Here is a 26,890-nt window from a genome sequence, read left to right on the forward strand (position 1 = left end):
AAAAAATGAGAACGAGCTACAAACTACACGTTGCTTTAGCATGCGTTTTATTTGCCGGTGGTATTCACCAGGCAGTACAAGCCCAAAGCAAAAGCCCTGCCCCACAATTAAGCGCAACAAACGTAAAGCAGATTGTTGCTGCCATGACACTCGAAGAAAAATCGAAGCTTGTTGTGGGAATGGGTTTTAAAATGCCGGGTGTACCGCCGCCGGTAAAGGGTAAAAAGCCCGAAGCTATTGATATAGGTGGTTTTAAATTGCCACCCTCTGATCCGGATGCTTACAATATCCCCGAAAAAGTTCCCGGGGCTGCCGGTCGCACGCATGCTATTCCACGTTTAGGTATCCCGTCTATCACGGTATCTGATGGTCCGGCAGGGTTGAGGATCGAGCCTATCCGCAATGGCGATAAATCAAAAACGTATTATGCTACGGCGTTCCCGGTTGCCACCTTGCTGGCCTCAACCTGGGATACACAATTGGTAAATAAAGTAGGCGTTGCCTTTGGTAACGAAGTGCGCGAATACGGTGTGGATATTTTGCTGGCGCCGGGCCTCAACATTCACCGCAACCCGCTCGGCGGCCGAAATTTTGAGTACTATTCTGAAGATCCTTTAGTTGCCGGCAGTATGACCGCTGCCGTTGTTAACGGTATCGAATCAAACGGGGTAGGTACTTCTATTAAACATTATGCGGCTAACAACCAGGAAACCAACCGTAACTCCATCAACACCATAGTAAGCGAACGTGCTATGCGTGAGTTGTACCTGCGCGGTTTTGAGATTGCGGTAAAAAAAGCGCAGCCATGGACGGTGATGTCGTCATATAACAAACTGAACGGCACTTTTACATCCGAAAGGCGCGACCTGCTCACTACAATCCTTAAAAAGGAGTGGGGCTTTAAAGGTTTTGTCATGACCGATTGGTTTGGCGGTAAAGATGCCGTAGCGCAGATGAAAGCAGGCAACGACCTGCTGATGCCGGGTAACCCAACCCAATCTGATGACATAGTGGCTGCTGTAAAAAGCGGGAAGCTTAGCGCTCAGCAACTTGATGCCAACGTTGAGCGCATCCTGAATGTGATAGTTCAATCGCCTACGTTTAAAAAATATAAATATTCTGATGCCCCTGATCTGGCCGGTCATGCTGCTGTAGCCCGTGAGGCAGCCGCGCAGGGTATGGTGCTTTTGAAAAATGATGATCACGCATTGCCATTTGGTACAGGTAAAAGGATTGCTGTTTTCGGCAATACCTCATATGATATTATTGCAGGCGGTACCGGCAGTGGCGATGTAAACAAAGCATATACTATTTCATTGATGCAAGGTTTGGCCAATGCCAATTTTAAGCTGCAGGAAACGCTTTCCAATAATTATAAGGCCTACCTGGCTGATATGAAGGCCAAACAACCGAAACCTAAAAACTTTTTTGACCACCCCGCACCTATCCCCGAAATGGATGTAAACGCAATTGTGGGCGAGGAAGCTAACGGTGCTGATGAAGCGCTGATTACGATAGGCCGTAACGCAGGTGAAGGTGCTGACCGAAAATTGGAAAGCGATTATTATCTAAACGATGCCGAAAAAGGATTGATCAATGGTGTTGCCAGCGCGTTTCATGCTAAAGGTAAAAAGGTAATTGTTGTACTTAACGTAGGTGGTGTTGTTGATGTTACCGCCTGGCGCGATAAGGTTGACGGGATTTTATTAGCTTGGCAGCCAGGCCTGGAAGCCGGTAACGCCATTGCCGATGTGTTAAGCGGTAAAGTAAACCCATCGGGCAAACTGGCAACTACTTTCCCTGCCGACTATAAAGATGTGCCATCGGCTAATAACTTCCCCGGTACGCCCGAAGGTAAACCAACACAGGTTATCTATGAGGAAGGTATTTACGTGGGATACCGTTATTACGATGCCGCTAAAGTTACCCCGGCCTATGAGTTTGGCTACGGATTGTCATACACCAACTTTAAATTCAGCGATCTGAAATTAAGTTCGAAGGTTTTCAAAAACATGATCACTGCCTCGGTTACTGTTAAAAATACCGGCGATGTAGCAGGTAAAGAGGTGGTTCAGCTATATCTCGCGGCTCCTAAAAAGGACCTGGATAAACCGGAAGATGAACTGAAGGCTTTTGGTAAAACCAAACTGCTGGCACCGGGCCAATCTCAAACCTTAACGTTTACTATCAAAGCGGCCGACCTGGCTTCGTTTTATACCGACAGGCAGGCCTGGATAGCTGATGAAGGAGACTATAAAGTGAAAATAGGTTCATCATCGCGCAAAATAGAGGAAACGGCATCTTTCAGCCTCGCCAAAGATATCACTGTTGAAAAAGTAAACAAGGCGCTGCTGCCCGAACAAACCATAAACGAACTAAAACTAAAGTAAAACCAACCCCGGCCTCTGCAATATTTTTTGCAGGGGCTTTTTTCTTTAACCTGAATCATGAATGATCATGGCCAAACCTATTAAACTGATAACCCTGCTGGCCCTGCTGCCGGCAACCGCTGTTATAGCACAAAACAAATGGACAGAAAGAAAAGCGGGCGATATTGCTTTTGTTACTAACACAGGCGGGCAAAACCTGGGTTATGCCACCACATCGGGTGTGAAAATATTGACTGTTGATGGCTTTGCTTTTAAAGATCTGAACAAGAATGGCAAGCTGGATAAGTACGAAGACTGGCGCTTGCCTGTTGATGAACGCGCTAAAGACCTCGCCTCAAAAATGAGCGTTGAGCAAATTGCGGGATTGATGTTGTACAGCCGTCATCAACCAATCCCGGCGGCGGCGGGAGGGCCGTTTGCGGGGACTTATAACAACAAGGTTTTTGCTGAAAGTGGAGCCAAGCCATCAGACCTGTCTGATCAGCAGAAGCAGTTTTTGGCTAAGGATAATGTAAGGCATGTGCTGGTAACCTCTGTACAAAGTCCTGAAATAGCCGCGCAATGGAATAATAACGCGCAGGCATTTGTGGAAGGCCAGGGTTTGGGTATCCCGAACAATAACAGTTCCGATCCCCGGCATGGCACCGTGGCAACAGCCGAATACAATGCCGGGGCAGGAGGGGCTATTTCCATGTGGCCTGGATCGCTTGGGCTGGCTGCTACCTTTGATCCTGAAGTGATAAAAAACTTTGGGCATATAGCTGCGCAGGAATATCGGGCCTTGGGTATTTCAACGGCGCTTTCGCCGCAGGTAGATATCGCTACCGATCCGCGATGGGCGCGTGTGAGCGGTACTTTTGGCGAAGACCCTCAATTAGCTGCCGATATGGCCCGTGCGTATATCGATGGCTTCCAGACTTCGGCTGCCGAAAAGGAAATTAAAAATGGCTGGGGTTATAACAGCGTAAACGCTATGGTTAAACACTGGCCAGGCGGCGGTGCAGGAGAGGGTGGCAGGGATGCGCATTATGCCTATGGCAAGTATGCGGTTTATCCGGGCAACAATTTTAAGCAGCATTTGATCCCTTTTACCGAGGGCGCATTTAAGCTGCAGGGTAAAACAGGCATGGCTGCGGCCGTAATGCCCTATTATACCATCTCATACAACCAGGATATCAAAAACCACGAAAACGTGGCCAACAACTATAACTCCTACATTATCAACGACCTCCTCCGTAAAAGATACAAATACGATGGCGTAGTTTGTACCGACTGGCTGGTTACCGGCGATGAAACTACGGTTGATTCCTTCCTTTCGGGCAAATCATGGGGCGTAGAAGGCCTATCTATAGCGCAGCGCCATTACAAGGTGCTGATGGCGGGTGTTGATCAGTTTGGCGGCAATAACGAGGTTGCCCCGGTTGTTGAAGCATACCAAATAGGCATAAAAGAACATGGCGAAGCGTTTATGCGGGCAAGGTTTGAGCAATCGGCAGTGAGGTTATTGCGCAATATTTTCAGGACGGGATTATTTGAAAACCCTTACCTGGAACCCGAAGTTTCTAAACAAGTTGTTGGCAAGCCCGAGTTTATGGATGCCGGTTACCAGGCGCAGCTTAAATCAATAGTGATGCTTAAAAATAAGGCTAATATTCTGCCTTTGCAAAGCGGCAAAACGGTATATGTTCCTAAAAAATTCACCCCGGCCGGCAGGAATTTTTTGGGAATGGAGACACCTGAAAAATTGGAATACCCGGTAAATATGGAAACTGTTAAAAAGTATTTTAAAGTGACTGATAACCCTGATGAAGCCGATTATGCATTAGTGTTTATTGCCAGCCCCAACAGTGGCGGCGGTTATAACAGCGCCGACGCCAAAAACGGCGGAACAGGTTATGTGCCGGTGAACCTGCAATACGGAACATACACTGCTGCCGATGCCCGTGCAACCAGTATAGCAGGTGGCGACCCGCTGGAGAAATTTACCAATCGTACTTACAAGGGTAAATCAAGTACTGCTATTAATGTTACCGATTTGGCTATGGTTACCGATACTTATGCCAAAATGAAAGGGAAGCCGGTTATTGTATCTGTTAATATGAGCAATCCGATGGTATTTGCTGAATTTGAAAAGGATGCCAATGCTATCATTGTTGATTTCGGCGTGCAAGGCCAGGCCTCGCTTGATATCATGACAGGTAAAGCAGAGCCATCTGCATTGTTACCGCTGCAAATGCCGGTGGATATGAAAGCCGTTGAAGCGCAGTTTGAGGATGTTCCTCACGATATGAAATGCTATGTTGATGAACAGGGCAATAAATATGATTTTGGTTTCGGCTTAAACTGGAAAGGGGTTATTAAAGATGGGCGTGTGGATAAGTATGTGAAAAGTGTGGTGAAGCCGTAAGATATTAAAATATAACATTAATGTAGAGACGCATAATTGCGTCTCCCGTAGGACATGCTGTATGATGGTCTATTGTAATTTGAATGTGGGAGACGCAATTATGCGTCTCTACATTTGATGGATAATCTCACTTCACAACCCGCTTAGCATTATCCTTCACAAAAGTATCCCAACCTGAATATGATTTTTTAGAGCCCGATTTTCCAGAACCCGAACCCGTAGGGATACGCTGAAATGAATGACAAACAGCTACAGCCAAACCATCGGTAGCATCCAAAAAATCGGGGGTTTCTTTAAATTTCAGCAAGCTTTGCAGCATGGCTGCTACCTGTTCTTTGGTTGCATTACCATTACCCGTTATGGATTGTTTTATTTTACGGGGGGCATATTCGGTGATCTCTACATTGCGCGATAATGCAGCAGCTATGGCCATTCCCTGGGCGCGACCGAGTTTCAGCATCACCTGTATGTTTTTGCCATAAAAGGGGGCTTCTATAGCGAGACAATCAGGGTGGTAGTTATCAATGAGGGCAACGGTTTTTTCAAAGATGCGCTGCAGCTTAAGCATATGATCGTCGGTAACGGGCATTTTTACTACGCCCATAGCAAGTAGCTCAATTTTAGGGCCGGTTTCCTTTAGCAGTCCGTAACCCATAACAGCTGTGCCGGGGTCGATACCTAAAATGATCCTTTCCTTTAAATTTATCACCTGCTGCATATGGCTCAAAGGTAACTAATCAAACTAAATTATTTAGCAATACATCCATATATTGCTCCCGGCTTATCATCCTTGCTCCAAGCGATTCGAGATGACCGGTGTGCACCTGGCAATCGATAAGCTTGTACAGCCCTGTATTGCACAGATAGATGAGCGCTGTTTTTGAAGCGTTGCTAACGCGGCTAAACATGCTCTCACCGCAAAAAACATTATCTACGTGTACGCCGTACAGGCCACCGACCAGCTTGTCATCCTGCCATACCTCAACCGAATGGGCATAGCCTTCCAAATGCAGGCGATTGTATGCAGCTATCATATCGGGCACAATCCAGGTGCCATCCTGCCCTTCGCGCGGAGCGGTTGAACAGGCTGTTATAACATCGTTAAAGCAGGTGTCAACAGTAATGTTCAGTTTGCCGGAGCGTAACACCTGCCGCATGGATTTGGATACTTTCAACTCATCAGGAAATAAAACAAACCGCTCGTGCGGCGAATACCACAGAATAGGTGTATCATCGCTATACCACGGAAAAATGCCGTTTTGATAGGCCAGCAATAACCGTTTGGTACTCAAATCGCCGCCAACAGCCAAAAGCCCGTCTGGTTCGGCCAGATCGGGCTTTGGAAATATTAAACGTTCGTCGAGCCTGAATATCATCAGGCGCAAATTTATGCTTTACGGCGGATCACCAGCTTTTTATTTTGGGCTTTGGCTATCGCATCCAGATAAACCTGCAATTCGGTGTATTTGGCGGCGGGGATTACATGGTTTTTTAAGTTGAATTTGGTAGTGCTTACCACCTGGTTTTTAGTTGCGTCATAAACATACCTAACATCATAAGTGCCGTAAGTAAATTTAAGGCTTTGATCGGCAGGCAAAGCATCAATTTCAAAGCCGGCAGGCAAATCAATGGTGGTAACGCATGTTTTTAACATGGGAATTTCAAAGAAAAAATCGCTTTTTCGTTTTTCAAGTATGGGTACGGTTGTTTTCCACAGATCAAAAACACGGGGTTTGTAAAACTGCTTGTTGCCCGCCGATACATCGCAAAATTTATCGTACTCCAGCTCAATGTCCAGTTCTTTTATGCCGTCTTTATCTGTTGATGGCTTGAACTCAAAAACTGATGGCTGCTTCATGTTCAGCATCTTAATCAATACCTGTTTTTGCTCGTCGGTTTTTAAAGCTGCTATACCCAGGTAATCATCGCGATATTCGCCTGTGCTTAAAATTTTAAGTGTTGCCTTTGCGCCGCCATCCGCGTCAAGTACCACATGCGCCTCGCTATTAAATTGGTTATCAATATCTGTACTGCGTGGCGTTTTAACCAGTTTGCCCCCATCTTCGGTAACCAGCAATGCATACCTGTTTTCGGTAAATGGGCCAAGCTTACCAAATGGCTTTTGCATATTGGTACACTCAAGCCAGGTAGTATCGCCTTTAAAAGGTACACATAAAATAATGTGATTAAAGGGATCGCTTGGAAATGCAGGATCAGCGGGCTCTTCGTTTGAACCTGCGTTTATTATGGCATAATACGATGGAATATCAGCTGCCTTTAATAAGGCATACATGTAGTTTGATAATGCCTTGCAATCGCCATACTTTTTCTGGTCGACAAATGTAGCCGGGAATGGCTTTAAACCTCCAATGCCGAGCTGGATACTTACATAACGCATGTTTTGCTGCATGTATTGGTATAAAAATCTGGCTTTCTCTTTGTCTGTTTTAAAGTCGGCCGTCATTTTTTTAACCTCGGCTATCCGCTCCGGACTAAGCGAGCATACGTCTGCATTGAGGGCCTGCAGCCATTTGCCAAAATTTTGCCAGGTGCTGATGTCGCCGGGAATACCACCAAACTGGAATGAGTTTGCTGCAAACATGATCCGCGGCATAACCTGCCATGATTCAGCATCGTCTTCGGGCTTTACAGCTTTTAAATTTTTTACATGCCAGGTGTACTTTTCAAATTCGCCGGCAGGTGTTTTTTCGGGCTTGATGGTAGTATTCTTATTCATGTACCTGAAGCCTACCGAAGGATTGACCAGGACAGTATACTCCGCGTTTTGGACGGACCTTTCAGATCGTTGGATATCCCATTCACCAAGATCAAGAAAGCTGTTCATATCCTCCTCAAAAATTACCTCTATAGTAGTTGGATATGCAGATATCGGATGTTTTATGGCCAGCATCCGGTCGTCCGTTACAATCGAGATCCCATCGGTAGCGGCATAATCATAAAAATCGCTCTTGTGATATTTTTTTATCATCGTTCCATCAGCGTTGTAAACCAGCATTTGCACGTTATCAACACTGCTGAATTTTTTATCGTAACCCAGGCCAAGTTGAGCAGCGGCATCACCTTTTTCATTTAAAACAGTAATGATGGCGTGATGCTTTAGCGTCATTTTACCAGCTGCTTTTACGGTAACCTCGTCTGAAGAATACCGCACAACCGAATTTGCTTCTCCCTTTAATGAATCGGGGATGGTTGATGCTATATAAAATTCTTTCGGGAGATTTTTATCCTGTCCGTAGCTTTTGATTGATAAAATGACAATGCCTGCAATAGTTAGCAGCCTGTAAAAATATGTAGTGCTCATGTTTTCGATCAGGCTTTTTTAAGTACTATCTGCTCAGTAAGCATATCCTGCATTTGTTTGTAGAACTCTCTCAGCTCAGGATAACTTTCTTTTTCGTAAAAAGCCTTTTCGTATGATATAACATATCGCACTACAATCATTCCGCCCTGTTCGGCAATAAAACGTTTAAGGCTTATACTTTGATCGGGCATAACCATGCGTATGCTTTTTGGCAGCGCATCAACTTTATAACCTGCCGGAATTTTGTAGGTACCGTTTATCTCATACCTGTTACGATGCCCAAAATCAATATCAGTAGCGCGCTTTTCGCTCAGGAAAGGGTTGGTACGTATAGGGGTAAAAAGGTTGGGGTTAAAATATATATATGTTCCGTCGGAACCGGTGAGCTCCAGGTCAAAAGCTATATTTTGTACCAGTGGCAGGGTATCTGACTCCATATCCTTCATTTTTAATGACGATATTTTAAGGTTATTGTCGTTGGCCTTTATGTAGTCGATATATTTTTTTTCACCATCGGTTTTATAGCGTTCAACACTGCTTATTTTGTGGTAGCTGAAGCTGCTGATATCTGCAGTTCCGGTCATTTTGCTATCCGCCTTAATGTCGGCATTGATCATAACCACCTGCCTGGCCGGAGCTGCTTTTGTAATATAAAGCATATCGTAAGCGTTGGCCTGCTTATCGATATACAAACCCGATGAATTCAATAGCATATCGGGTGTTTCATTATATAAATTGTATTTGTTTGTAGCATCAAGTATGTACTCTTTTGTGCTATCAACAGGAATATAAACCACTGCACGGTTAAACTGCGAAAGCGAGGTGTTGAAGCGGTTCACTTTTCCGTGTTCGCGGGTGCTCACAATCATTGGGTAGATTTCCTTAATGCCCGATTGTTTAAGCAGGTGGTATAAAATAATATTAACCTCGGCCGAATTGCCCGTTTTCTTTTCCCATGCCCGGTAAGTACCATCGTTGGTATACCAGCGGTCAACTCCATCCCATTTCATGAGGGTTTTTACCTGGTTAAAAACGTAAGCTATTTTTTCATCATCAGTTTTAAAGGTTTTGGCTTTGGTGATAATGGGCTCTTCGTCTTTTAATTTACGTTTTAACTGGCCGCCAAAATCTTCATCATCGGCAATAAGACCGCCCACTTTAGCCCAGGTATCTGAATATGACTTGTAAAAGCCATAGCTTGATTTTACAGAAGTAAGGTTAAACTGTAACGACATGATATTGTCGGTATATGAGCGCATGTAAGGCTCATCATGCAGCGAAGGGATGTTTTCCATAACCCTAAAATCTTTTTCATCATTATATGATAAAGGATTTGTGCCGGGCATGGTGCGGGCTTCTGAATCATGGGTTGCTTTTGAATAAGGCATCCAAACGTGGTTCACCGTGCGGAAATACAACAGATCGGGAATAGACGTATCCAACTCGCTGTACCGCACCGGTATTTTTTGCTGAAAATCCCACGACGGGAAATTGCTTATCGAAACAGTATGATATTTATACTTGTATTCAATTACTGACCCTGCCTTAACGTTTGGCATTGAAAATACAATAGCGCTGCGTACTTTATCAATGGCTTGGGTATAGATAAGTTTTTTATCCAGCTTGGTTATTTCGGGCTTTCCGTTAACCAGGTTAATGGTTTCGGCTTGCACATCGTTAATATATTCCAGCCGGTTACCGCCGTAATATTCAATACGGATGTTGGCTTCATCTTTACCATTATCGTTAAAAATCTTGATCCTTTTGTGATACTCGCCGCTAATGTCAAACGAACTATCGTAATAAACATCGCCTTTGTTAAAAAGGACTTCGGCATTTGCATCGGGCTCAAAATCGCATTTGGTCATCTCAAGGTCCGCGATTTCAATTTTGCCAAAGGGTAAAACTTTAGAAGGGGTTTCGGTTTTTTGAGCGTTTACCGGTAACGCAAATAGGGCTGCTCCAAGCAGCAGTAAGAGCCTGTTCATCGTGATGAGGTTTAATCAAATCAAAAATAGCAATTGTTGGAATATTTAAAAGCAAATTTTTTTAGTCATTTTAATTTAATTTTTTAATAAAAGCTCGTGTCATGAATTTATTCCCGCTTATGTTATTTTGACATTAAAATTTTATTTCATAGCCCCGTTTACGTACATTTATTTAATTGGCACTTTGATTGATATACTGTAATTAATGAAGCAAAAATTTTATGATACTGCTGTGAAGCAGGAAAAAGCGGTACTTGTGGGTGTAATAACCCCCAATGAAACCGACGAGATTGAGAAAGAGCACCTGGAAGAGCTCGAGTTTTTGGCCAGCACCGCGGGAGCGTTAACGGTGAGCCATTTCACTCAAAAACTACAGCGCCCGGACAGGGCAACTTTTGTTGGCTCAGGTAAGCTGGAAGATATTAAAGCCTACGTTAAAGAAGAAGAAATTGATATAGTTATTTTTGATGATGGCCTTTCGCCATCGCAATTGCGTAATATTGAGAACGAACTGCAGGTAAAGATCCTCGATCGGAATAACCTCATCCTGGATATTTTTGCAAGCCGTGCCCAAACAGCGCAGGCCAAAACCCAGGTTGAACTGGCGCAATTGCAATACCTGCTGCCCCGCCTTACCCGCCTCTGGACCCACCTGGAGCGCCAGAAAGGTGGTATTGGTATGCGCGGCCCGGGTGAGTCGCAAATTGAAACCGACCGTCGTTTGATCCTGAATAAAATCTCGCTGCTTAAGGATAAACTGAAGCAGATAGACAAGCAGAACGAGACCCAGCGCAAAAATCGCCATCAACTTGTACGTACAGCATTGGTTGGTTATACCAACGTAGGTAAATCAACTATCATGAATATGATAGCTAAATCGGAAGTGTTTGCGGAGAATAAGCTGTTTGCCACACTGGATACTACGGTGAGGAAAGTTGTGATCGAGAACCTGCCTTTCCTGATGTCGGATACGGTAGGGTTTATCCGCAAATTGCCGCACCATTTGGTTGAGTGTTTTAAATCAACACTTGATGAAACCCGCGAGGCGGATATCCTGATCCATGTAGTGGATATTTCGCATCCCAATTTTGAAGACCAGATCCGTACCGTTAACGAAACCCTGAAAGATATAGGTGCGATCGATAAACGCATTATTACTGTATTTAACAAGATAGATGCCTTTAAACCCGAAGATCACCAGTTACCGCAACAGGAAGAACCATTGACACTGGAAGACTTTAAACAAAGCTGGATGGCCAAAAACAATGCTCCTGCCATATTTATCTCCGCAACTAAAAAGGAAAATGTGGAGGAGTTTAGGGCCTTACTTTATAAAGAAGTGAAGGCTATACATACTGAAAGGTATCCGTATGACGCTTTGTTGTATTGATAATTGGTTGAAAATAATATAAACAAAAGAGGGACGCACTTTTTGGTGAGTCCCTCTTTTGTTTTTGGAAGCAATGCAGTTAGACTAATCAGTCAAAAATATACCCTGCTTCACCTCCGGTATAATGCCCTTCTCCAATGCGGTATCAAACATCAGGTTAATAGCTTTACGCCCTTCTTCCCCCAGCTCAACTGAGTATTGATTTACATAAAGTTCAATATGCTTGTACATCACTTCTTCACTCATTTCCTGGGCGTGTTGTTTAATGAACTCCAGGCCTGATTTTGGATTGGCAAAAGCAAACTCAACCGATTTACGCAGTACCCGGTTAATTTTATGCTGAACATCCAGCGGTAAATTACGGTTAGCTACAATGCCCCCAAGCGGTATAGCGCAACCCGTACGTTTTTCCCAGTAATCGCCAAGGTCGATTAATTTAGCCAGTCCCCTGTCCTGATAAGTAAACCTGTTTTCGTGGATGATCAATCCAAAATCAATGGTTCCGTTTAGTACAGAATTTTCTATTTCAGAAAAAACAATTTCTGTTTTGTTATTTGCTTCCGGAAACGCGAGGCTTAGTAAGAAATTGGCGGTTGTATATTTTCCAGGGATCCCAATTTTGGATTTAGAAACAATAGGCGCTAAATCAACTTTTTCACTTGTGCCCGATTCTCCCTTAAATATTTCTTTATCCTCATCATTTACAAAGCGCGTTACCGGTGGGTTGAAAATAAGCATAGGCCCAACCCCAAAACCCAGCGCGCTGCCCGAGTCAAGCAGTACATACTTGTCAGTTACATAAGCAAAAGCGTGATAGCTCAGTTTGGTAATGTCCAATTCGCCGCGAAAGGCTTTTTGGTTAAGCGTTTCCACATCATCATAAAATACTTCAAACTCCAGGCCTTCGGTGTCAATTTTATGATGGATGAGGGCATCAAAAATAAATGTATCGTTAGGGCAGGGCGAAAATCCGAGCGTTAGTTTCATGCGGGTAGTATTAACTGTTAATGATCTGGTTCACCAGGTCGATGGCAAATGTATTCAGATTTTTAATGGCCAGCCCAATGTTCCAGGCCTCACGATTACGTTTCTCAACATAATTTGACACTGCCCTGATTTGCATGCCAGGTACGTTCATCTGCCGGCAGGCGTAAAAAAAAGCCGCACCTTCCATACTTTCCAATTGCGGGTGTAACCGTTGCTGTACTTTTTGGATGGATGGCTCGTGGCCGTGCACCGTATTAACGGTTATAGCCTTTGCCTTTTTCAGAAAAAAGTTTGGATAAACCTGCTCAAGCGATGTTGTGGGCAAAAAAACACTCTCGCCAAAGCCAAGCGTATCAATGGGGATAAAAGCTTCGTCATCCTGTGCGCCAAGCTCAGCAAAGGTATCTTCGGTTACTTCCAGCACATCGCCTAAATTGAAATTACGGTCGAAACTGCCTGCTATGCCAAGATTGAGTACAAGATCATAGGTATGGTTGCTTAATTGCCGGGCCATGCCAAAGGCTGTTGGTACCATGCCTGCACCGGTTATCAGTACATCAACCTTATTGCCCAATTGATTTACGAGGGGGGCAACCTCAAATTTGGTAGCTGCAACAATGAGTATAAGCATATTGCATTATTTTGACGGCTAATATAAAACAACTACCCTGTTTTTGTTTTGTATATTTGCACCCACTTTTGTTATGATGATACATATAACGCGCAAGGAACATTTTAATGCCGCTCACCGGATGTACCGTGAGGAATGGAGCGCTGAAAAAAACTTTGAGGTGTTTGGCAAATGCGCCAACCCCAACTGGCATGGTCACAATTACAACCTGTTTGTAACTGTAAAGGGCGAAGTCACGCACGCTACCGGTTATCTTATCGATTTAAAAGAGCTTAAAATTATAATCAACGAGTATGTTATTGAAAAACTTGACCATAAAAACATCAACAAGGATGTTGATTTTATGGCGGGCAAAATGGCATCGACCGAGTTGCTCTGCATTGAGATCTTTAACCAGTTAAAAGGACCTATAGAAGCTTATGAGGGTGTGTTTTTACATTCGGTTAAGCTTTACGAAACTGAAAATAATTCTGCCGAGTATTTTGGCGGTTAATTTTATAAAATGAGCGACTCACAATTTAGCCAGGATACCGACGATGACGATTTCGGCGGATACATTAAAATAGATCGTTATAACCAGGACCGGATTGATAGTTTGAAAGATAACTACCGAGACGTACTAAAGCAATTAGGCGAAGATGCCGCACGCGAGGGTTTGTTAAAAACCCCCGAACGCGTTGCAAAAGCCATGCTTTATTTAACCCACGGTTACGAGCTTAATGCCGAAGAAATCCTGAACTCGGCCAAATTCAAGGAAGATTACAGCCAGATGGTGGTAGTAAAAGACATTGAAGTTTATTCGATGTGCGAGCACCATATGCTACCCTTTTTTGGCAAGGCGCACGTAGCCTACATTCCTAACGGACATGTGGTTGGTTTAAGCAAGATCCCACGCGTGGTTGATGTTTTCGCCCGCCGTTTGCAGGTGCAGGAACGTTTAACAAACGAGATCCGCGATTGTATTCAGCAAACACTGAACCCTGTAGGCGTTGGTGTGGTAATTGAATGCCGCCACCTGTGCATGAGCATGCGCGGCGTACAAAAACAAAACTCGGTAACCACCACGTCGGCCTTTACCGGCGAGTTCCTGAAAGAAAAAACCAGGACTGAGTTTTTGAATTTGATAAGTTCGAAGTTAAGTTAAGCCCCGTTGGGGAGAGATTAGAGGTTGGAGATCAGAGATTAGTTTTTAAAAACCTAATCAGATTCCCGCCTTTAATCGTATACAACCAATCTCTAATTAACTAACCTCTAATCTCTAAAATGAAAGCATATATTTTCCCGGGCCAGGGCGCCCAGTTTCCGGGTATGGGCAAGGACCTGTACAATCAATCAGAAAAAGCACGTGAGCTGTTTGAAAAAGCCAACGAAATCCTGGGTTTCCGCATTACTGATGTAATGTTTGAAGGCACAGCCGATGACCTGGTGCAAACCAACGTTACCCAGCCTGCTATTTACTTACATTCAACCATTTTGGCCACAGTTTTGGGTGATGATTTTAAGCCCGAAATGGTTGCGGGCCACTCACTGGGTGAATTTTCGGCCCTGGTAGCCGCAGGCGCTTTATCATTTGAAGATGGCTTGCGTTTGGTAGCAGCACGTGCCAACGCTATGCAAAAAGCTTGTGAAATACAACCATCAACCATGGCCGCTATTTTAGGCCTGGATGATTTTACTGTAGAAGATATTTGCCAGCGCATAAGCGAGGTTGTTGTGCCTGCAAATTACAACTGCCCTGGCCAGCTGGTGATATCGGGCTCCATTGCCGGTATTGACGAGGCTTGTATTAAGATGACCGAAGCCGGTGCAAAACGTGCCCTGAAGCTCAAAGTAGGCGGAGCGTTCCATTCGCCGTTAATGGAGGCCGCGAGGGTTGAACTGGAGGCCGCGATTGTGGCTACCGAGATCAAAGCCCCCATTTGCCCCATCTATCAAAACATAGATGCCAAGCCATATACCGATCCTGAACGGATTAAACACAACCTGATAGCTCAGCTTACCGGTGCCGTTAGGTGGACACAAACCGTAATGCATATGCTTGAAGATGGTGCCACTTCATTTACCGAAGTAGGGCCGGGTAACGTACTGCAGGGCCTTGTTAAAAAGGTTGATAAAACCGTTGAAACTGCAAGCGCCGCGTTACCGCAATAATTTTTAAAAGCCACATACAACATGTGGCTTTTATTTTTGTTATAGGCTTGTATTAAACAAAAAATCCATAGTATAGCAACATCTTGACTACTTCCGGAAAAATACGCCTATTGCTTGCCCTTTTAGGGCTTAGTTTGCTGCTTACGGCCGTTATTGTTCAAAAAACATATACGCCCGTAAATAGCCTTGTGCAGTCTGCCCGGATACTTGAAGACAATCTCCATAACAAAGAAGCGTTTATAAATAAGCAGCTTAACGGCACCGAACGTTTTAAAAAGATGATGAACCTGCGCAATAATGAGCAGGACGCTATTAATGCTATTGAAAATTTCACCACCCAAAACAGCATTTGGTTTATAACCTTAACCAATAATAAATTAAGCTTTTGGAGCGGCATAAAGGTATTGCCGGATAGTACCAATACCATTAAAGATGGTTATTCCTTTATTAAGCAGCCCAATGGGTATTATGAAACGTTCCGGAAAACGGAAGGGAATTTTTCGGTTATCTTCTTTATTCCGGTTAAGATCAATTATGCGTTCCAGAATAAATACCTTCAAAACAAATTTGCCAGGGATCTGCTCGACGATGATAATATTGACATAGCCGATTTTACAGATGTCAACGTTTATGAAGTTCATAGCAGCGATAATGATTACCTGTTTTCGGTAAAGCTTAAAAATAATGACGCCAATAATGATTTTGTTTACTATGAACTTTCATTTTGGATACTCACCGCCATTACGCTTTGTGTACTGATGCATAATATTTGCAATTACGTGGCATCAAAAGGGTATGTGGTATTATCTATCATATTCCTTGCTTTATATATTGTGCTGTTCAGGTTTGTTAACCTGCATTATAACCTGCCCGATTTTACTTATAAGCTTAGCATTTTCAATCCGGCATTTTATGGCTCAAGCCTGGTTTATCCTTCGCTGGGCGATTTTTGTATCAATATTCTGGTCATTTTTTGGTTCGTAGCCTTTGTGTACAGGCAGCGCCGCAGGTTTTTAACCAATGTGCAAAGCAAAACTGCCGGCTATGTTATTGTGGTTATTGCTATTTTAACACTTGTAGGGGTGTCAACATCATTATTGCGTTTGTTTCATGGCCTGGTTATCAACTCAAAAATCAATTTTGATGTAAACAATGTACTCAGCTTAACGGGGTTCAGCATATTGGGGGTATTAATGCTCTGTTTTAGCTTTTTGATATTTTACCTGCTCAATGAAATCATTTTAACTATATGTCTGAAGCTTAACGTACCCCGAACGCACCAGTTATTCCTGTTTTTGACTGGAATTATCATAGCTACCGCCGTGTTTACCTATTATAATGAATTTACTTTGTTTTACATATTGTGGGCACTGTTGGTACTGATAAGGGCTTATAATTTTATTTACTATAAAGAGCAGCTTTTTGCCACATCGTTTTTAGGTATCGTGTTTGTTTGTGCCCTGATAGCAGCAATTAAGCTTAATCATTTTGAAGATCAGAAAGAGCACGAAACCCGGAGGGCCCTGGTACAAAAACTGGAGATCCCGGATGATGCTACGGCCGATTATATTTTTAAAAGGATAGAAAACCAAATTATAACGGATACGGCCATAGTACGCTATTTTACCAACGGCCTGCACAACGGCGATTATCTTAAAACCCGTTTCCAAAAACTGTATTTTGATGGCTACCTGTCAAAGTACGAGTTTAAAGTTCATGAATTTGATGCCAATGAAGAACCTACCTCGGCAGATAAAAACTACTCGCTGAGTGTGTTTAAAGACCTCGTACTATATAGCTCATTTAAGGTATCCGACTATTTTTACCGCGAAAACGAATCATTCGGATATCAGAATTACTTTGCCATACTGCCTGTAAATACCAGTAATAAGCAATTGGGCACTATTGTAATTGAACTTAAATCAAAACCGCTGCAATTATCAGGTGCTTTCCCTGAGTTATTGATTGACGGCAACATAAGCCCGGAAAATGACTTTAAAGATTATTCATACGCCTTTTATAGCGATAACAAATTGCTGAGCCAGCGCGGCACCTATGTTTACTCGCTTGATAACAGGGAGTTTAAAGGCGACCTGAAAAAATACACCGAAAAAACCACGAAAAACCGCAGCACTGCCTGGTACGAAAGCTTTACAACATACAATCACCTGATATACAGGCCCAGCGAAAGAAACCTGATTGTTGTTAGCAGGGAGGAAAACTCACTTTACTATGCGGTTACTTCGCTCACCTTCTTTTTGGTGGTTATACTGATATTCAGCGCGGTTATCATCACTTTAAAATGGTCGTGGGCCCGCATCAAAATCTTTAACATAGCAGAAGACGGACTGAAGATAAACTTCAGGATAAATTTTGATAAGGTATTGTATAAAACCCGCATCCAGATCTCGATGATATTGGCCGTAGTGGTTACCTTGGTGCTTGTTGGTTTTATTACTTTTTTATCCATCAGTAACCAGTACTATACCCAGCAGGAAAAAATGATCAGGGATAAAATAACCCGTATAGCATCGGCATTTGAAAACGGCCTTTTTACCCAGTATGTTGAGCATCTCAATGAGGAGAGCCAGGTTCATTTCAATGAATTGGCCAATACTTACGCAACCGATCTCACTTTGTTTGATACCAATGGTGTTCCCTTATTAACCACTCAGCCTAAAATTTATGAAAACGGCCTCGTGGCAAAACGGATGAACGCCCGTGCATTCATCTTTTTGAGCAAATTGCAAAAAACCGAGTTTGTAAACGATGAAAAAATTGGCGAACTGAGCTATAAAGCGGCCTATGCCCCGGTAACCCTTACTGCATCAAACAAAACGGTTGCCTATATTCAGCTGCCTTATTTTAGTAATGAAGCCGATTACCGAGAGCGAATAAGCTCATTGCTTAATGTGATGATAAACGTTTACGCCATAGTTTTTATAGCAATTGGCTTATTTGCCATTATTATAGCAAGGCAAATAACCGCGCCCTTAAACTTTATACAACAAAGCCTCAGCAAAACCATCTACGGTAAAAAGAACGAACATATCAAATGGTCGCGCGATGACGAGATCGGCGCATTGGTTAAGGAGTATAACAAAATGATATCGGCCCTTGAAAACAGTGCCCAGCGGCTGGCACAATCCGAACGCGAAAGTGCCTGGCGCGAAATGGCCAAGCAGGTTGCGCATGAAATCAAAAACCCGCTAACGCCGCTAAAACTGGGCTTACAACTGCTTGATAAATCATGGAAGGACAAAGATCCCAGGTTTGATCAAAAATTTGAACGTTTCAGCAAGTCATTTGTAGAGCAGATTGAAAGCCTGTCGTCGATAGCGTCGGAGTTTTCGGCATTTGCCAAGATGCCGGATACCCGTATTGAGCAGATCAATATTTTTGATATGTTAAACCAGGCAGTTACCATTTTTAAACAGATGGATAACGTGCAGATCACCTATCTGCAACCAGAAAGTGCATTCATTATTAATGCCGATCGCGACCAGCTATTGCGCTGTTTTAATAACCTGTTGAAAAATGCTATTGAAGCCACCCCTCAAGACAGGAAGTGCATCATAGATATCAATTACCTGGTAACCAGCAAAAACATCCTGCTTACCATCAAAGATAACGGTAACGGGATTCCGGAAGAGATGCGTGAAAAGATCTTTGAGCCAAACTTTACCACCAAAAGCTCCGGAACGGGTTTAGGCCTTGCATTCATCAAAAACTCTATTGAAAATGCCAACGGCAAAATTTGGTTTGAAACAACTATGGGTACAGGAACCACATTTTATTTAAGTTTACCTGCTGCTTAATAGTTAAACCGCCGGTAAATCACTGATCAACTGCGGATTTACAATACAACAAAGCAAATTAACAAAAGCTATGAGCAATAACCTGGAATACAGAATTGTTAGGCCCGGTAAACCACTTTCGGATTTTGTTGATAGCTTTTGGTTTTTACGTAACCTATCTGACGCCGATAAAGATACAACAGGGTTACCCGACGGACTTATTGATATATTGCTTTTTAAATCCGCTACACAGCCTTTTAGTATTGCACAGCTTGGAGGGTTAACCCAGTTTGAACAGGCCAAAGTTTCGGCCAATAGCGTAATATTCTGCATTAGCTTCAAATTGCTTGCCGTTGAGTATATTTTTGGAGAGGCCATTGCCAATATAGTAAACGGTGGCAGGTTCTTACCAGATGGCTATTGGGGGTTTACCGAAAACGACCTGCTGGATTTTGACTGCTTTGTAGAAAAAGCAACGCAAAAAATCAAATCGCTCATGCCGGAAGATATAGATGAACGTAAACGGAAATTGTTTGAACTGATTTATGTAACGAAAGGGACGATCACGGTTAAAGAGCTTTCCGGAAAAGTGTTTTGGAGCAGCAGGCAGATAAATCGCTACTTTAATCAGCAATTCGGGATCTCACTTAAAGCCTATTGCAATATTCTTCGTTTCCGCGCCTCGTTGGAGCATATTGCAGACGGCCGGCTGTTTCCGGAGGAGAACTTTTTTGACCAGAACCACTTTATCAAAGAAGTGAAGAAGTTTTCGGGCGTTGTGCCCAAAGAATTATCTAAAAACAAAAACGACCGATTTATACTATTATCAGCCATAAGGCAGAAATAATTTTGCATCGTAATTAAACGATGAAAAATTATGTTATTAGATAATAAACAGGTTGCCATAGTAGGTGGCGGACCGGCGGGGTTGGCCTTAGCAAGGCTTTTACAACTTAAAGGTGCAGATGTAAAAGTATATGAACGGGATATAGACAGAAATGTACGGGTGCAGGGTGCCACGCTCGACCTGCACGAAGGCACAGGACTGGAAGCGCTGAAACGGAGCGGTTTGCTGGATAAATTTTATAAATACCACCGTCCTGTAGCAAGTAAGATGCTGCTTGTAGACAGAATGCTCGATATTGCTTTTGATGACCACAACTTTGCGACTATTACCGCAGAAACCCGCCCCGAAATAGACCGTGCGCCTTTGCGGGATATTTTATTGAACTCATTGCGGCAGGATACCGTGGTATGGGACAGCCATTTCATTTCAATGGAAAGAGAAAGAAAAGGCTGGCGTTTGTTTTTTAAAAACGGATCGAATGCCTATGCCGATCTGGTAATTGCGGCTGACGGGGCCAATTCAAAAGTGCGGCCTTATTTAAGTGATGTTGAACCGGTTTACTCAGGTATCACGCTGATTGAAGGCAATATTTACAATGCTGAAAAATACACCCCAAAACTTTTTTCCTTTGCAAGGGGAGGTAAAGTAATGGCGTTTGATGACGGACAATTTGTAGGTTATGGCACAAAAGCTGATGGCTCAATTATGTTTGTGGTGAATTTTAAAACGCCCGAAAACTGGCTGGAACAAAGCGGCATTAATTTCAATAACAGAGAGGAAGTTTTTGAATGGTTTAAGAAAGATTTTGCCAGCTGGAGCGATGAATGGCATGAGTTTTTTACAAATGATGCAGTTTGTTTCATTCCCCGCCCGCAATATTATTTTCCATTAAATCAAAGCTGGGAAACGGATGAGAGCCTTACAATGATTGGGGATGCCGCGCACCGGATGCCACCATATGCAGGCGAAGGTGCTAATGTGGCATTGCAGGATTCGTTTGAACTGGCCGAATGTTTAACCGGGAATCAATTTACTGATATCAAAGAAGCGATTGCCCATTTTGAAAAAGAAATGGTTGAAAGAGGAGCTAAAGCCACAAAAGACACGCTGGAAAATTCGGAGAGAATGTTTTCAAAAACTGGTTTGGCGCAAATGGCTGAATTTTTTAATCACGTGGAGAAACAATAAGGAAACAACTACGAATTGGAGTAAAGGCCTGTGCGATCTAAAGTTCTGCCCAGACCCTTCAAAGAAAATCAGTAAAAAGCCGCCATTGGTATACAAATGGCGGCTTTAGTAGCTTTTACCGGGCAATTTTTGAACTGGTTCCTTGAGATTCTTAAAAGTTTAGTCTATTGTGACAAATGAACTCCCGTAGTAATTAATAATATTGAGGTTTTTTTGCTCATATCTGTCATGCCCCGATCTTTTAGATTAAATTGCATTAATGAACTTTCTCTGTAAATTTTTGCTATTGTCTTTACCTCTAAATTATTCTTATCAACAACTCTGTGCAAAAACTGAGGAAAGCCTTAATTCAGCTGTTTTAAAGAAAGATTCAGTTTTACAACGTGGAACGGAAATTATAGATGGCAATAAATATACTGCCGTTAATATTATTGACAATTGGGGAGTTAAATTCTATATAAAAGATGAGAGCGGTAAAATTGTTTACACCTATAAAGATGGCGGAGTTGTAAGCTTTAAATTCCTGGATTTTAATAGTGATGGATATAAGGATATAGTATTAGAATTAATAGCTGTGGATTCTGGCCAGCAAGACCTGATTATTTATGACCCAAAATCAAAACGGTTTAAGTTAGCTGGCAATTGTTCGAATGCTCGAGAAATACCCAGGACAAAATATTATTATTCATATGAAGATTGTTGCATGGGAAGAAATTGGAGTAGTAACCTCTTTTATATTGCTGACTCGAAAATTATTAATATTGGGCACATTAAATATCGGGATGGTTACGGACTATCTTTTTTTAAACTTAATGGTAAAAAGATATTGCTAAAAAAATGGAACGTGCGCATAAATGGTGATACGCCGGTTACAACAGGGCCGCATATCGATTTTGATTTAGGCCGTTATTGGACTAAGCATTGGAGTTCTTTCACTAAATAATTCATCGATCAGTCCCTGTCAATAAGTGGTTCGAGAAACGCACAATCAGCGAACCCTTTCTGTAAATATGCCTCAATTGCGCATTTAGTAGCGGGAGCAGAATCGAACCGCCGACCTTAGGCTTTTTATTTTTATAGCTCTTTTTGTGGTTAGTAAAAAGATTGACCTTGCGGTAAAACAAGAAGCCGCGATGAAACACGAAAAAGAGATACAGTATTTTAAGCATCATTAACCTGCAATTGCTTTTCCAGGTAGTGAAACAAGGTAGTAGGCCCGTGTTGGGCGGTTGGTATTTCCGATTGCTGGCTAATGGTAAGTTTCGTCATATTAGCGAAAGATGCCGCCGCTTTTTCGGAAAAGCCGCCCTTTATCATAAAGTCTTTCCATCCAGCTTCCGGCACAGTCACCACGTTTACCGTTTTGTGCAATAGCTTACCGAATGTTTCGGCCACATCCTGATTAGAATAGGTTTCAGGCCCTTCCAGGAAGAACAGCCCGGTCCGGTCGTCCAGCATTAATTTGGCTGCGAACGCACCGATATCTGCCGGCGCAACCATGGGCAACTTAAAGTCCGCCGGAAACAAAGTGGTCAATTCTCCCTTTTCCCGGACGGCTGGTATTGCCTGGTCAAAATTGCTCATGTAATAAGCGCTGCGGATCACTGCCAGCGGGATGTTCAATTTGGCTAAGCCCTGCTCTAATTCATACAGTGCACCGAGGTCAAAAATATGATCTCCGGGCTGTGCGCCATAGGTAGAAGCGGCGACGATCTTTTTCAGTTTCGTCCCTTCAAGCGCGTTTAGGATACTGCCGATCTGTTCCCTTTCCACCGCATCGATATCTTTATCGGGAGCCGCATTCGGGTTCAGCACAAACAGGCGTTCCGCCTGTCCGAACAGTTCTTTTAAACGGGCTGTGTCCCGGATGTCTGCAACCTCATAGGCTGCCCCCTTAACAGTCCATTCGGCAGCTTTAGCCGGATCGTGGCCAATGATCATGACCTTTTGCTGGCTTTGCAGCAAAGAGGTCGAAAGCGCGGCACCGATATGGCCGGTTCCTCCTAAAATAACGTGTGTGTATTTCATAACGCTGTTAATTTCAATATTCATGCCGTAAAAAATCGTTTCATGAATAGTGCAGGTTTAGCTTTATGTAACAAAAGATAAAGGATTTGTAACATAAACATAAGTAACATCATGAAGTATCACCTTTATTTGTAGTATCCGCTATGGATGTTTGTCCACCTGTATAAAATACCCATGAAAAAGATAACAAGCCTGATACTTCTGATATGGCTATGCAGTGCCAGCGTACTGGCCCAGCAGCCTGACACAGCATCGAATAACGCTGCTATACGGCAGATGATCAAAAATTATGAAGATGCATGGAATAGCCATAGCCCCGAAAAACTGGCGGCCAACTACACCTCTGATGCTACCTGGGTAAACTGGTTTGGCGCCTACTATAAAGGTCGGGATGATATTTTTAGGCATTATAAGCAGGTTCATAATACTTATTTTAAAAACACCCGGTACTATACCCGGGCTGTTGAAGATATTACCTATCTGAATCAGGACCTTGCGGTTGTACATGTACGAACAGGCCTTGCCGGCGACGAACGATATCCGGGTCAAACGTTTGAGTTTCGCCGGATGATCGTCGTGGTAAAACGGGACGGTGAATGGAAGATATTTGCGGGTCAAAACGCCAGGCTGGAAAAAGGCATTAACTAATATTAAAGCCGCTCTGGTGATGAATAAAGCCCTGTAGTATCTGTATATTATAATAAATAAAATATTATTTTTGATTATAAAAGGCCCTGCGATTTTACGCAAACATAATCTACATATTATGCATCTGGCTAAATGCTCCATTGTTTTACTGCTTTTGCTATTGGGTTTGTATGGTGCGGCCGATGCACAGGACACGGTAACCCTGCATCACAAAGATTTCGGCGCCTACAATGAAATATCGCTGCGTGATAAACACTGGTTCTTTCATCCTGAAATAAATAACGCAAATACACCGCCTGATGCCCGTTCCGGCGGCTGGGAGGCTGTACAGTACACGGCATTTGGCACAGATAAGCTACCCGCCGGGTGGAAAGGTATTGGCTGGTTTAATATTTGGGTAAAAGCAGGTAAGGATGTGGCGGGCCAAAAATTTGGCCTGCGCATTAATCATGACGGCGCGTCAGAAATATTTATTGATGGTGAGCCAATAGGCGGCTATGGCAAAATAGGCCATCCGGTTGAAGCAACGGAAGCCAACCGGGCACCATTAGAGATGATACCTTTTTGGTTAAAGGACAATGCGCCGCATCTGGTAACTATTCACTACGCCAACCCTTTTGGTGTATACCGTAATTTTGTAGGCTTTGAAGTGTTACTTACCAATTACGATTTGTATAGCAAGCGGATAATGCGCGCCCGGACGCTATATAATTTTGTGCCAATGTGTGCCGCCGCTGCGTTCATTCTTGGCTTGCTGCACTTTTTGCTTTTTCTGTTTTATCCGAAGCAGAAGCTGAATTTTTATTACGCATTGTTTGTTATGCTAACAGGCATCACCAGCGGGGGTATATACCTTTTTTATTTAACCGCCCATCCGCAGCTACAATATATTGCTCATTACATGACCTATAACCTGAAGGTGTTGCTGTTGTGGTGGGGCCTCATTTTGCTGTATAAGTTAGATTATGGCCAGGTACATCGATGGCGCCAGGTTACCCTGGCGTGCGTATGCTCAGCCTATTTACTTTTTTACTTTTATAAATTTTATATTTTAAAAGAAACTGATTTTCCTGATTTTTTTTCGTTAGTGTTCCTTGTTTGCAATGTGGATGGCTTTATCTGTGTATATCACCTTATACGTAAAGGCAGGCGCAAGGCGTGGTTAGTTACAACGGGTGTAATGGCAGTTTTCCTGGTTTATATTTTTTGCTGGGATGATACGTTCGGCGTATGGCCTTACGGTTATAATTCAATGCGGGTATTTGTGATGAGCGCGGGCGAACTTGTTTTACCCGTGTGCCTGTCCCTTTATCTCGCGCTCGATTATGCCGGCACAAACCAGCAATTGGCCGCGCAACTGGCCGAGGTTGAAGCATTGTCGGCTTCTGCACTGTTAAAAGAAGCTGAAAGAACCGAACAGGTTGCGGCCGAAGCTCGAAAATTAGAAGCTATTGTACAGCAACGCACAGCCGAACTAGAAGAAAAGGCGGATAAGCTGCGTGAACTGGACGCTGTTAAATCAAGGTTTTTCGGCAATATTGCGCACGAATTCCGGACGCCGTTAACGCTCATCCTCAATCCGGTTAAGGAACTTGCCGGCCAGACCACCGATCCATCATTGCTGCGGGATTACAGGATGATCCTGAATAATGCTGAGCGCTTGCTGAGGCTCATCAACCAGTTGCTTGATCTGAGTAAACTGGAGCAGGGATTAATGGAATTGTTGTACGAACCGCTCGATTTAAACGCATTATTATTAGGCCATGTCCAAAGTTTTGAGCCGCTTGCATTGCAAAAGGGCATCACACTGCATTTTCGGTCAAGCTATCGCGAACTTTGGGTAATGGCAGACCGGGATAAATTGGACAAGGTCATGCTGAACGTTATCGGGAATGCGGTAAAATTCACGGCGATAGGCAGGGTGGAGATTTTTCTTTATCACGATGATGGGATGCCCGGGAATCAATATGTAGTTCGCGTTCGCGATACAGGTAAAGGGATACCCAGATCAAAGCTTCCCTATATTTTCAGTCGTTTTTACCAGGCCAATTCGCCGGGCAGCCAGGCTGCAGAAGGAAGCGGTATCGGTTTGGCACTTTGTAAAGAACTGATTGAGCTAATGGGCGGCAGTATCGCTGCAAATAGCTGGGAGGGGGCATTTACCGAGGTGGTGATCCAGTTGCCTTTAGACGAAGCGGCGGGCGCTCATGAGGGTGTAGTGGAGTTTAAGGCTATGAAAGCAGCCGCTGAAAGCGAAGAAGCAAAACCTGATAAAACAGAGGCCGATATGGACTTGATTTTGCTGGTAGAGGATCACCGGGAGCTCCGTGACTTTATTGAACGCCAGCTTGCGGAGCAATACCGGGTAATTACCGCTTCGGACGGCAAGGCAGGAATCACAATGGGTATAGAACAAATTCCGGCACTCATTATTACCGATGTGATGATGCCCGATACAGATGGTTATGAGTTGTGCGGGACATTGAAAAAAGACGAACGGACAAGCCATATCCCGGTCATCATGCTGACAGCAAAGGCTGACGTAGATAGCCGTGTAAAAGGTATTCAAACAGGAGCTGATGCTTATCTTGCCAAACCTTTTGAGAAGCGCGAACTGCTGGCCCTGATCGGAAACCTGATCGGGACGCGCAATATTTTGAAACAACATGTTGCAATGCACAAGAGATGGCTGATAGAGTTGCCCAATATGCCGACGATAGAGCAGGCTTTTTTAAATAAGATAAAAGCCGCGGTTGAAAATAACCTGGATGACAACAGCTATGGGACTGATCAGATGGCTGGAGATATTGGTATGAGCAGAATTCAACTGCATCGAAAATTAAAGGCAATAACTGGCCGGGCCCCTGGCGAACTGGTACGCGAAATACGGTTACAACATGCACACGATCTCCTGGCGCGCCGCACAGCCACCATTGCCGAAGTAGCTTACCAGGTAGGTTTCAGCAGCCCGGCAAGTTTTTCAGCAAGTTTTTCACGGCATTTCGGGTTTTCGCCCAAGCAGGTAAATTCATTGCGTTAACTCCATTATTAAGGGGTGGCATGAACATTGTATGACCAGAAAAAACGAAAGCAGCTACGTTTTACTGTAACTGCTT

At 43.5% G+C, this 26,890-nt stretch carries 19 protein-coding genes; 12 read left to right on the plus strand and 7 right to left on the minus strand.

Annotation, left to right across the window (positions count from 1 at the left end; translation table 11 throughout):
* Positions 1-5: 5 nt before the first annotated feature.
* Positions 6-2,390: a glycoside hydrolase family 3 C-terminal domain-containing protein gene (locus BLS28_RS28745; RefSeq protein ID WP_091175899.1), complete on the plus strand. Its 2,385-nt coding sequence runs from the start codon at positions 6-8 to the stop codon at positions 2,388-2,390.
* Positions 2,391-2,451: 61 nt separating this feature from the next.
* On the plus strand, positions 2,452-4,797 hold the full coding sequence (locus tag BLS28_RS28750; RefSeq protein WP_218134523.1) for a glycoside hydrolase family 3 protein: 2,346 nt from the start codon (positions 2,452-2,454) through the stop codon (positions 4,795-4,797).
* A 127-nt stretch (positions 4,798-4,924) separates the two neighbouring features.
* On the opposite strand, the gene ruvC is transcribed toward BLS28_RS28750, so the two are convergent.
* The 4 genes from ruvC to BLS28_RS28770 are packed head-to-tail and all read right to left on the minus strand — an operon-like array spanning position 4,925 to position 10,107.
* Positions 4,925-5,515: a crossover junction endodeoxyribonuclease RuvC gene (gene ruvC / locus BLS28_RS28755; protein WP_091175902.1), complete on the minus strand. Its 591-nt coding sequence runs from the start codon at positions 5,513-5,515 to the stop codon at positions 4,925-4,927.
* Between the two features lie 19 nt (positions 5,516-5,534).
* Positions 5,535-6,173 (minus strand): leucyl/phenylalanyl-tRNA--protein transferase, encoded by a 639-nt coding sequence (gene aat, locus BLS28_RS28760; protein ID WP_091175904.1) that lies wholly within the window; start codon positions 6,171-6,173, stop codon positions 5,535-5,537.
* An 11-nt stretch (positions 6,174-6,184) separates the two neighbouring features.
* On the minus strand, positions 6,185-8,119 hold the full coding sequence (locus tag BLS28_RS28765) for a DUF3857 domain-containing transglutaminase family protein (protein WP_091175906.1): 1,935 nt from the start codon (positions 8,117-8,119) through the stop codon (positions 6,185-6,187).
* A gap of 8 nt (positions 8,120-8,127) precedes the next feature.
* Positions 8,128-10,107, minus strand: coding sequence for a DUF3858 domain-containing protein (locus BLS28_RS28770; protein WP_091175908.1), 1,980 nt, complete (start codon positions 10,105-10,107; stop codon positions 8,128-8,130).
* 205 nt (positions 10,108-10,312) lie between these two features.
* Between BLS28_RS28770 and hflX the strand changes: the two genes are divergently transcribed.
* Positions 10,313-11,497 carry a GTPase HflX gene (gene hflX / locus BLS28_RS28775; RefSeq protein WP_091175910.1) on the plus strand — a complete coding sequence of 395 codons (1,185 nt, stop codon included), beginning with the start codon at positions 10,313-10,315 and terminating at the stop codon, positions 11,495-11,497.
* Between the two features lie 84 nt (positions 11,498-11,581).
* On the opposite strand, the gene BLS28_RS28780 is transcribed toward hflX, so the two are convergent.
* Both BLS28_RS28780 and mqnB read right to left on the minus strand, forming a co-directional pair.
* Positions 11,582-12,484 (minus strand): menaquinone biosynthesis family protein, encoded by a 903-nt coding sequence (locus BLS28_RS28780; protein WP_091175913.1) that lies wholly within the window; start codon positions 12,482-12,484, stop codon positions 11,582-11,584.
* Between the two features lie 10 nt (positions 12,485-12,494).
* Complete coding sequence (mqnB, locus tag BLS28_RS28785; protein WP_091175916.1) at positions 12,495-13,115, minus strand: futalosine hydrolase; 621 nt, start codon at positions 13,113-13,115, stop codon at positions 12,495-12,497.
* Between the two features lie 76 nt (positions 13,116-13,191).
* Here mqnB and BLS28_RS28790 point away from each other — a divergent pair, with 76 nt between their 5' ends.
* From BLS28_RS28790 to BLS28_RS28820, 7 genes are all read left to right on the plus strand, one after another.
* On the plus strand, positions 13,192-13,608 hold the full coding sequence (locus BLS28_RS28790; RefSeq protein ID WP_090534603.1) for a 6-pyruvoyl trahydropterin synthase family protein: 417 nt from the start codon (positions 13,192-13,194) through the stop codon (positions 13,606-13,608).
* 9 nt (positions 13,609-13,617) lie between these two features.
* Positions 13,618-14,259 carry a GTP cyclohydrolase I FolE gene (gene folE / locus BLS28_RS28795; RefSeq protein ID WP_091175918.1) on the plus strand — a complete coding sequence of 214 codons (642 nt, stop codon included), beginning with the start codon at positions 13,618-13,620 and terminating at the stop codon, positions 14,257-14,259.
* A gap of 119 nt (positions 14,260-14,378) precedes the next feature.
* The gene (fabD, locus tag BLS28_RS28800) at positions 14,379-15,266 is read left to right on the plus strand and encodes an ACP S-malonyltransferase (protein ID WP_091175920.1); all 888 of its coding nucleotides are present in this window, start codon (positions 14,379-14,381) and stop codon (positions 15,264-15,266) included.
* A gap of 83 nt (positions 15,267-15,349) precedes the next feature.
* Positions 15,350-19,084 (plus strand): ATP-binding protein, encoded by a 3,735-nt coding sequence (locus tag BLS28_RS28805; protein WP_091175922.1) that lies wholly within the window; start codon positions 15,350-15,352, stop codon positions 19,082-19,084.
* Between the two features lie 70 nt (positions 19,085-19,154).
* A complete protein-coding gene (locus BLS28_RS28810; protein ID WP_091175924.1) occupies positions 19,155-19,910 on the plus strand; it encodes a helix-turn-helix domain-containing protein in 756 nt (251 codons plus the stop codon).
* 30 nt (positions 19,911-19,940) lie between these two features.
* Positions 19,941-21,098 carry an FAD-dependent oxidoreductase gene (locus BLS28_RS28815; protein WP_091175926.1) on the plus strand — a complete coding sequence of 386 codons (1,158 nt, stop codon included), beginning with the start codon at positions 19,941-19,943 and terminating at the stop codon, positions 21,096-21,098.
* Positions 21,099-21,357: 259 nt separating this feature from the next.
* Positions 21,358-22,041: a hypothetical protein gene (locus BLS28_RS28820; protein ID WP_091175929.1), complete on the plus strand. Its 684-nt coding sequence runs from the start codon at positions 21,358-21,360 to the stop codon at positions 22,039-22,041.
* Positions 22,042-22,259: 218 nt separating this feature from the next.
* On the opposite strand, the gene BLS28_RS28830 is transcribed toward BLS28_RS28820, so the two are convergent.
* A complete protein-coding gene (locus tag BLS28_RS28830; RefSeq protein ID WP_176844588.1) occupies positions 22,260-23,126 on the minus strand; it encodes an NmrA family NAD(P)-binding protein in 867 nt (288 codons plus the stop codon).
* A 174-nt stretch (positions 23,127-23,300) separates the two neighbouring features.
* Here BLS28_RS28830 and BLS28_RS28835 point away from each other — a divergent pair, with 174 nt between their 5' ends.
* Both BLS28_RS28835 and BLS28_RS28840 read left to right on the plus strand, forming a co-directional pair.
* Positions 23,301-23,774: an SgcJ/EcaC family oxidoreductase gene (locus BLS28_RS28835; RefSeq protein WP_176844589.1), complete on the plus strand. Its 474-nt coding sequence runs from the start codon at positions 23,301-23,303 to the stop codon at positions 23,772-23,774.
* Positions 23,775-23,892: 118 nt separating this feature from the next.
* Positions 23,893-26,814, plus strand: a complete 2,922-nt coding sequence (locus tag BLS28_RS28840) for a response regulator (protein ID WP_091175941.1) — start codon at positions 23,893-23,895, stop codon at positions 26,812-26,814.
* Positions 26,815-26,890: the final 76 nt, after the last annotated feature.

Source organism: Mucilaginibacter gossypii, from assembly GCF_900100945.1.
Classification (GTDB): Bacteria; Bacteroidota; Bacteroidia; order Sphingobacteriales; family Sphingobacteriaceae; genus Mucilaginibacter; species Mucilaginibacter gossypii.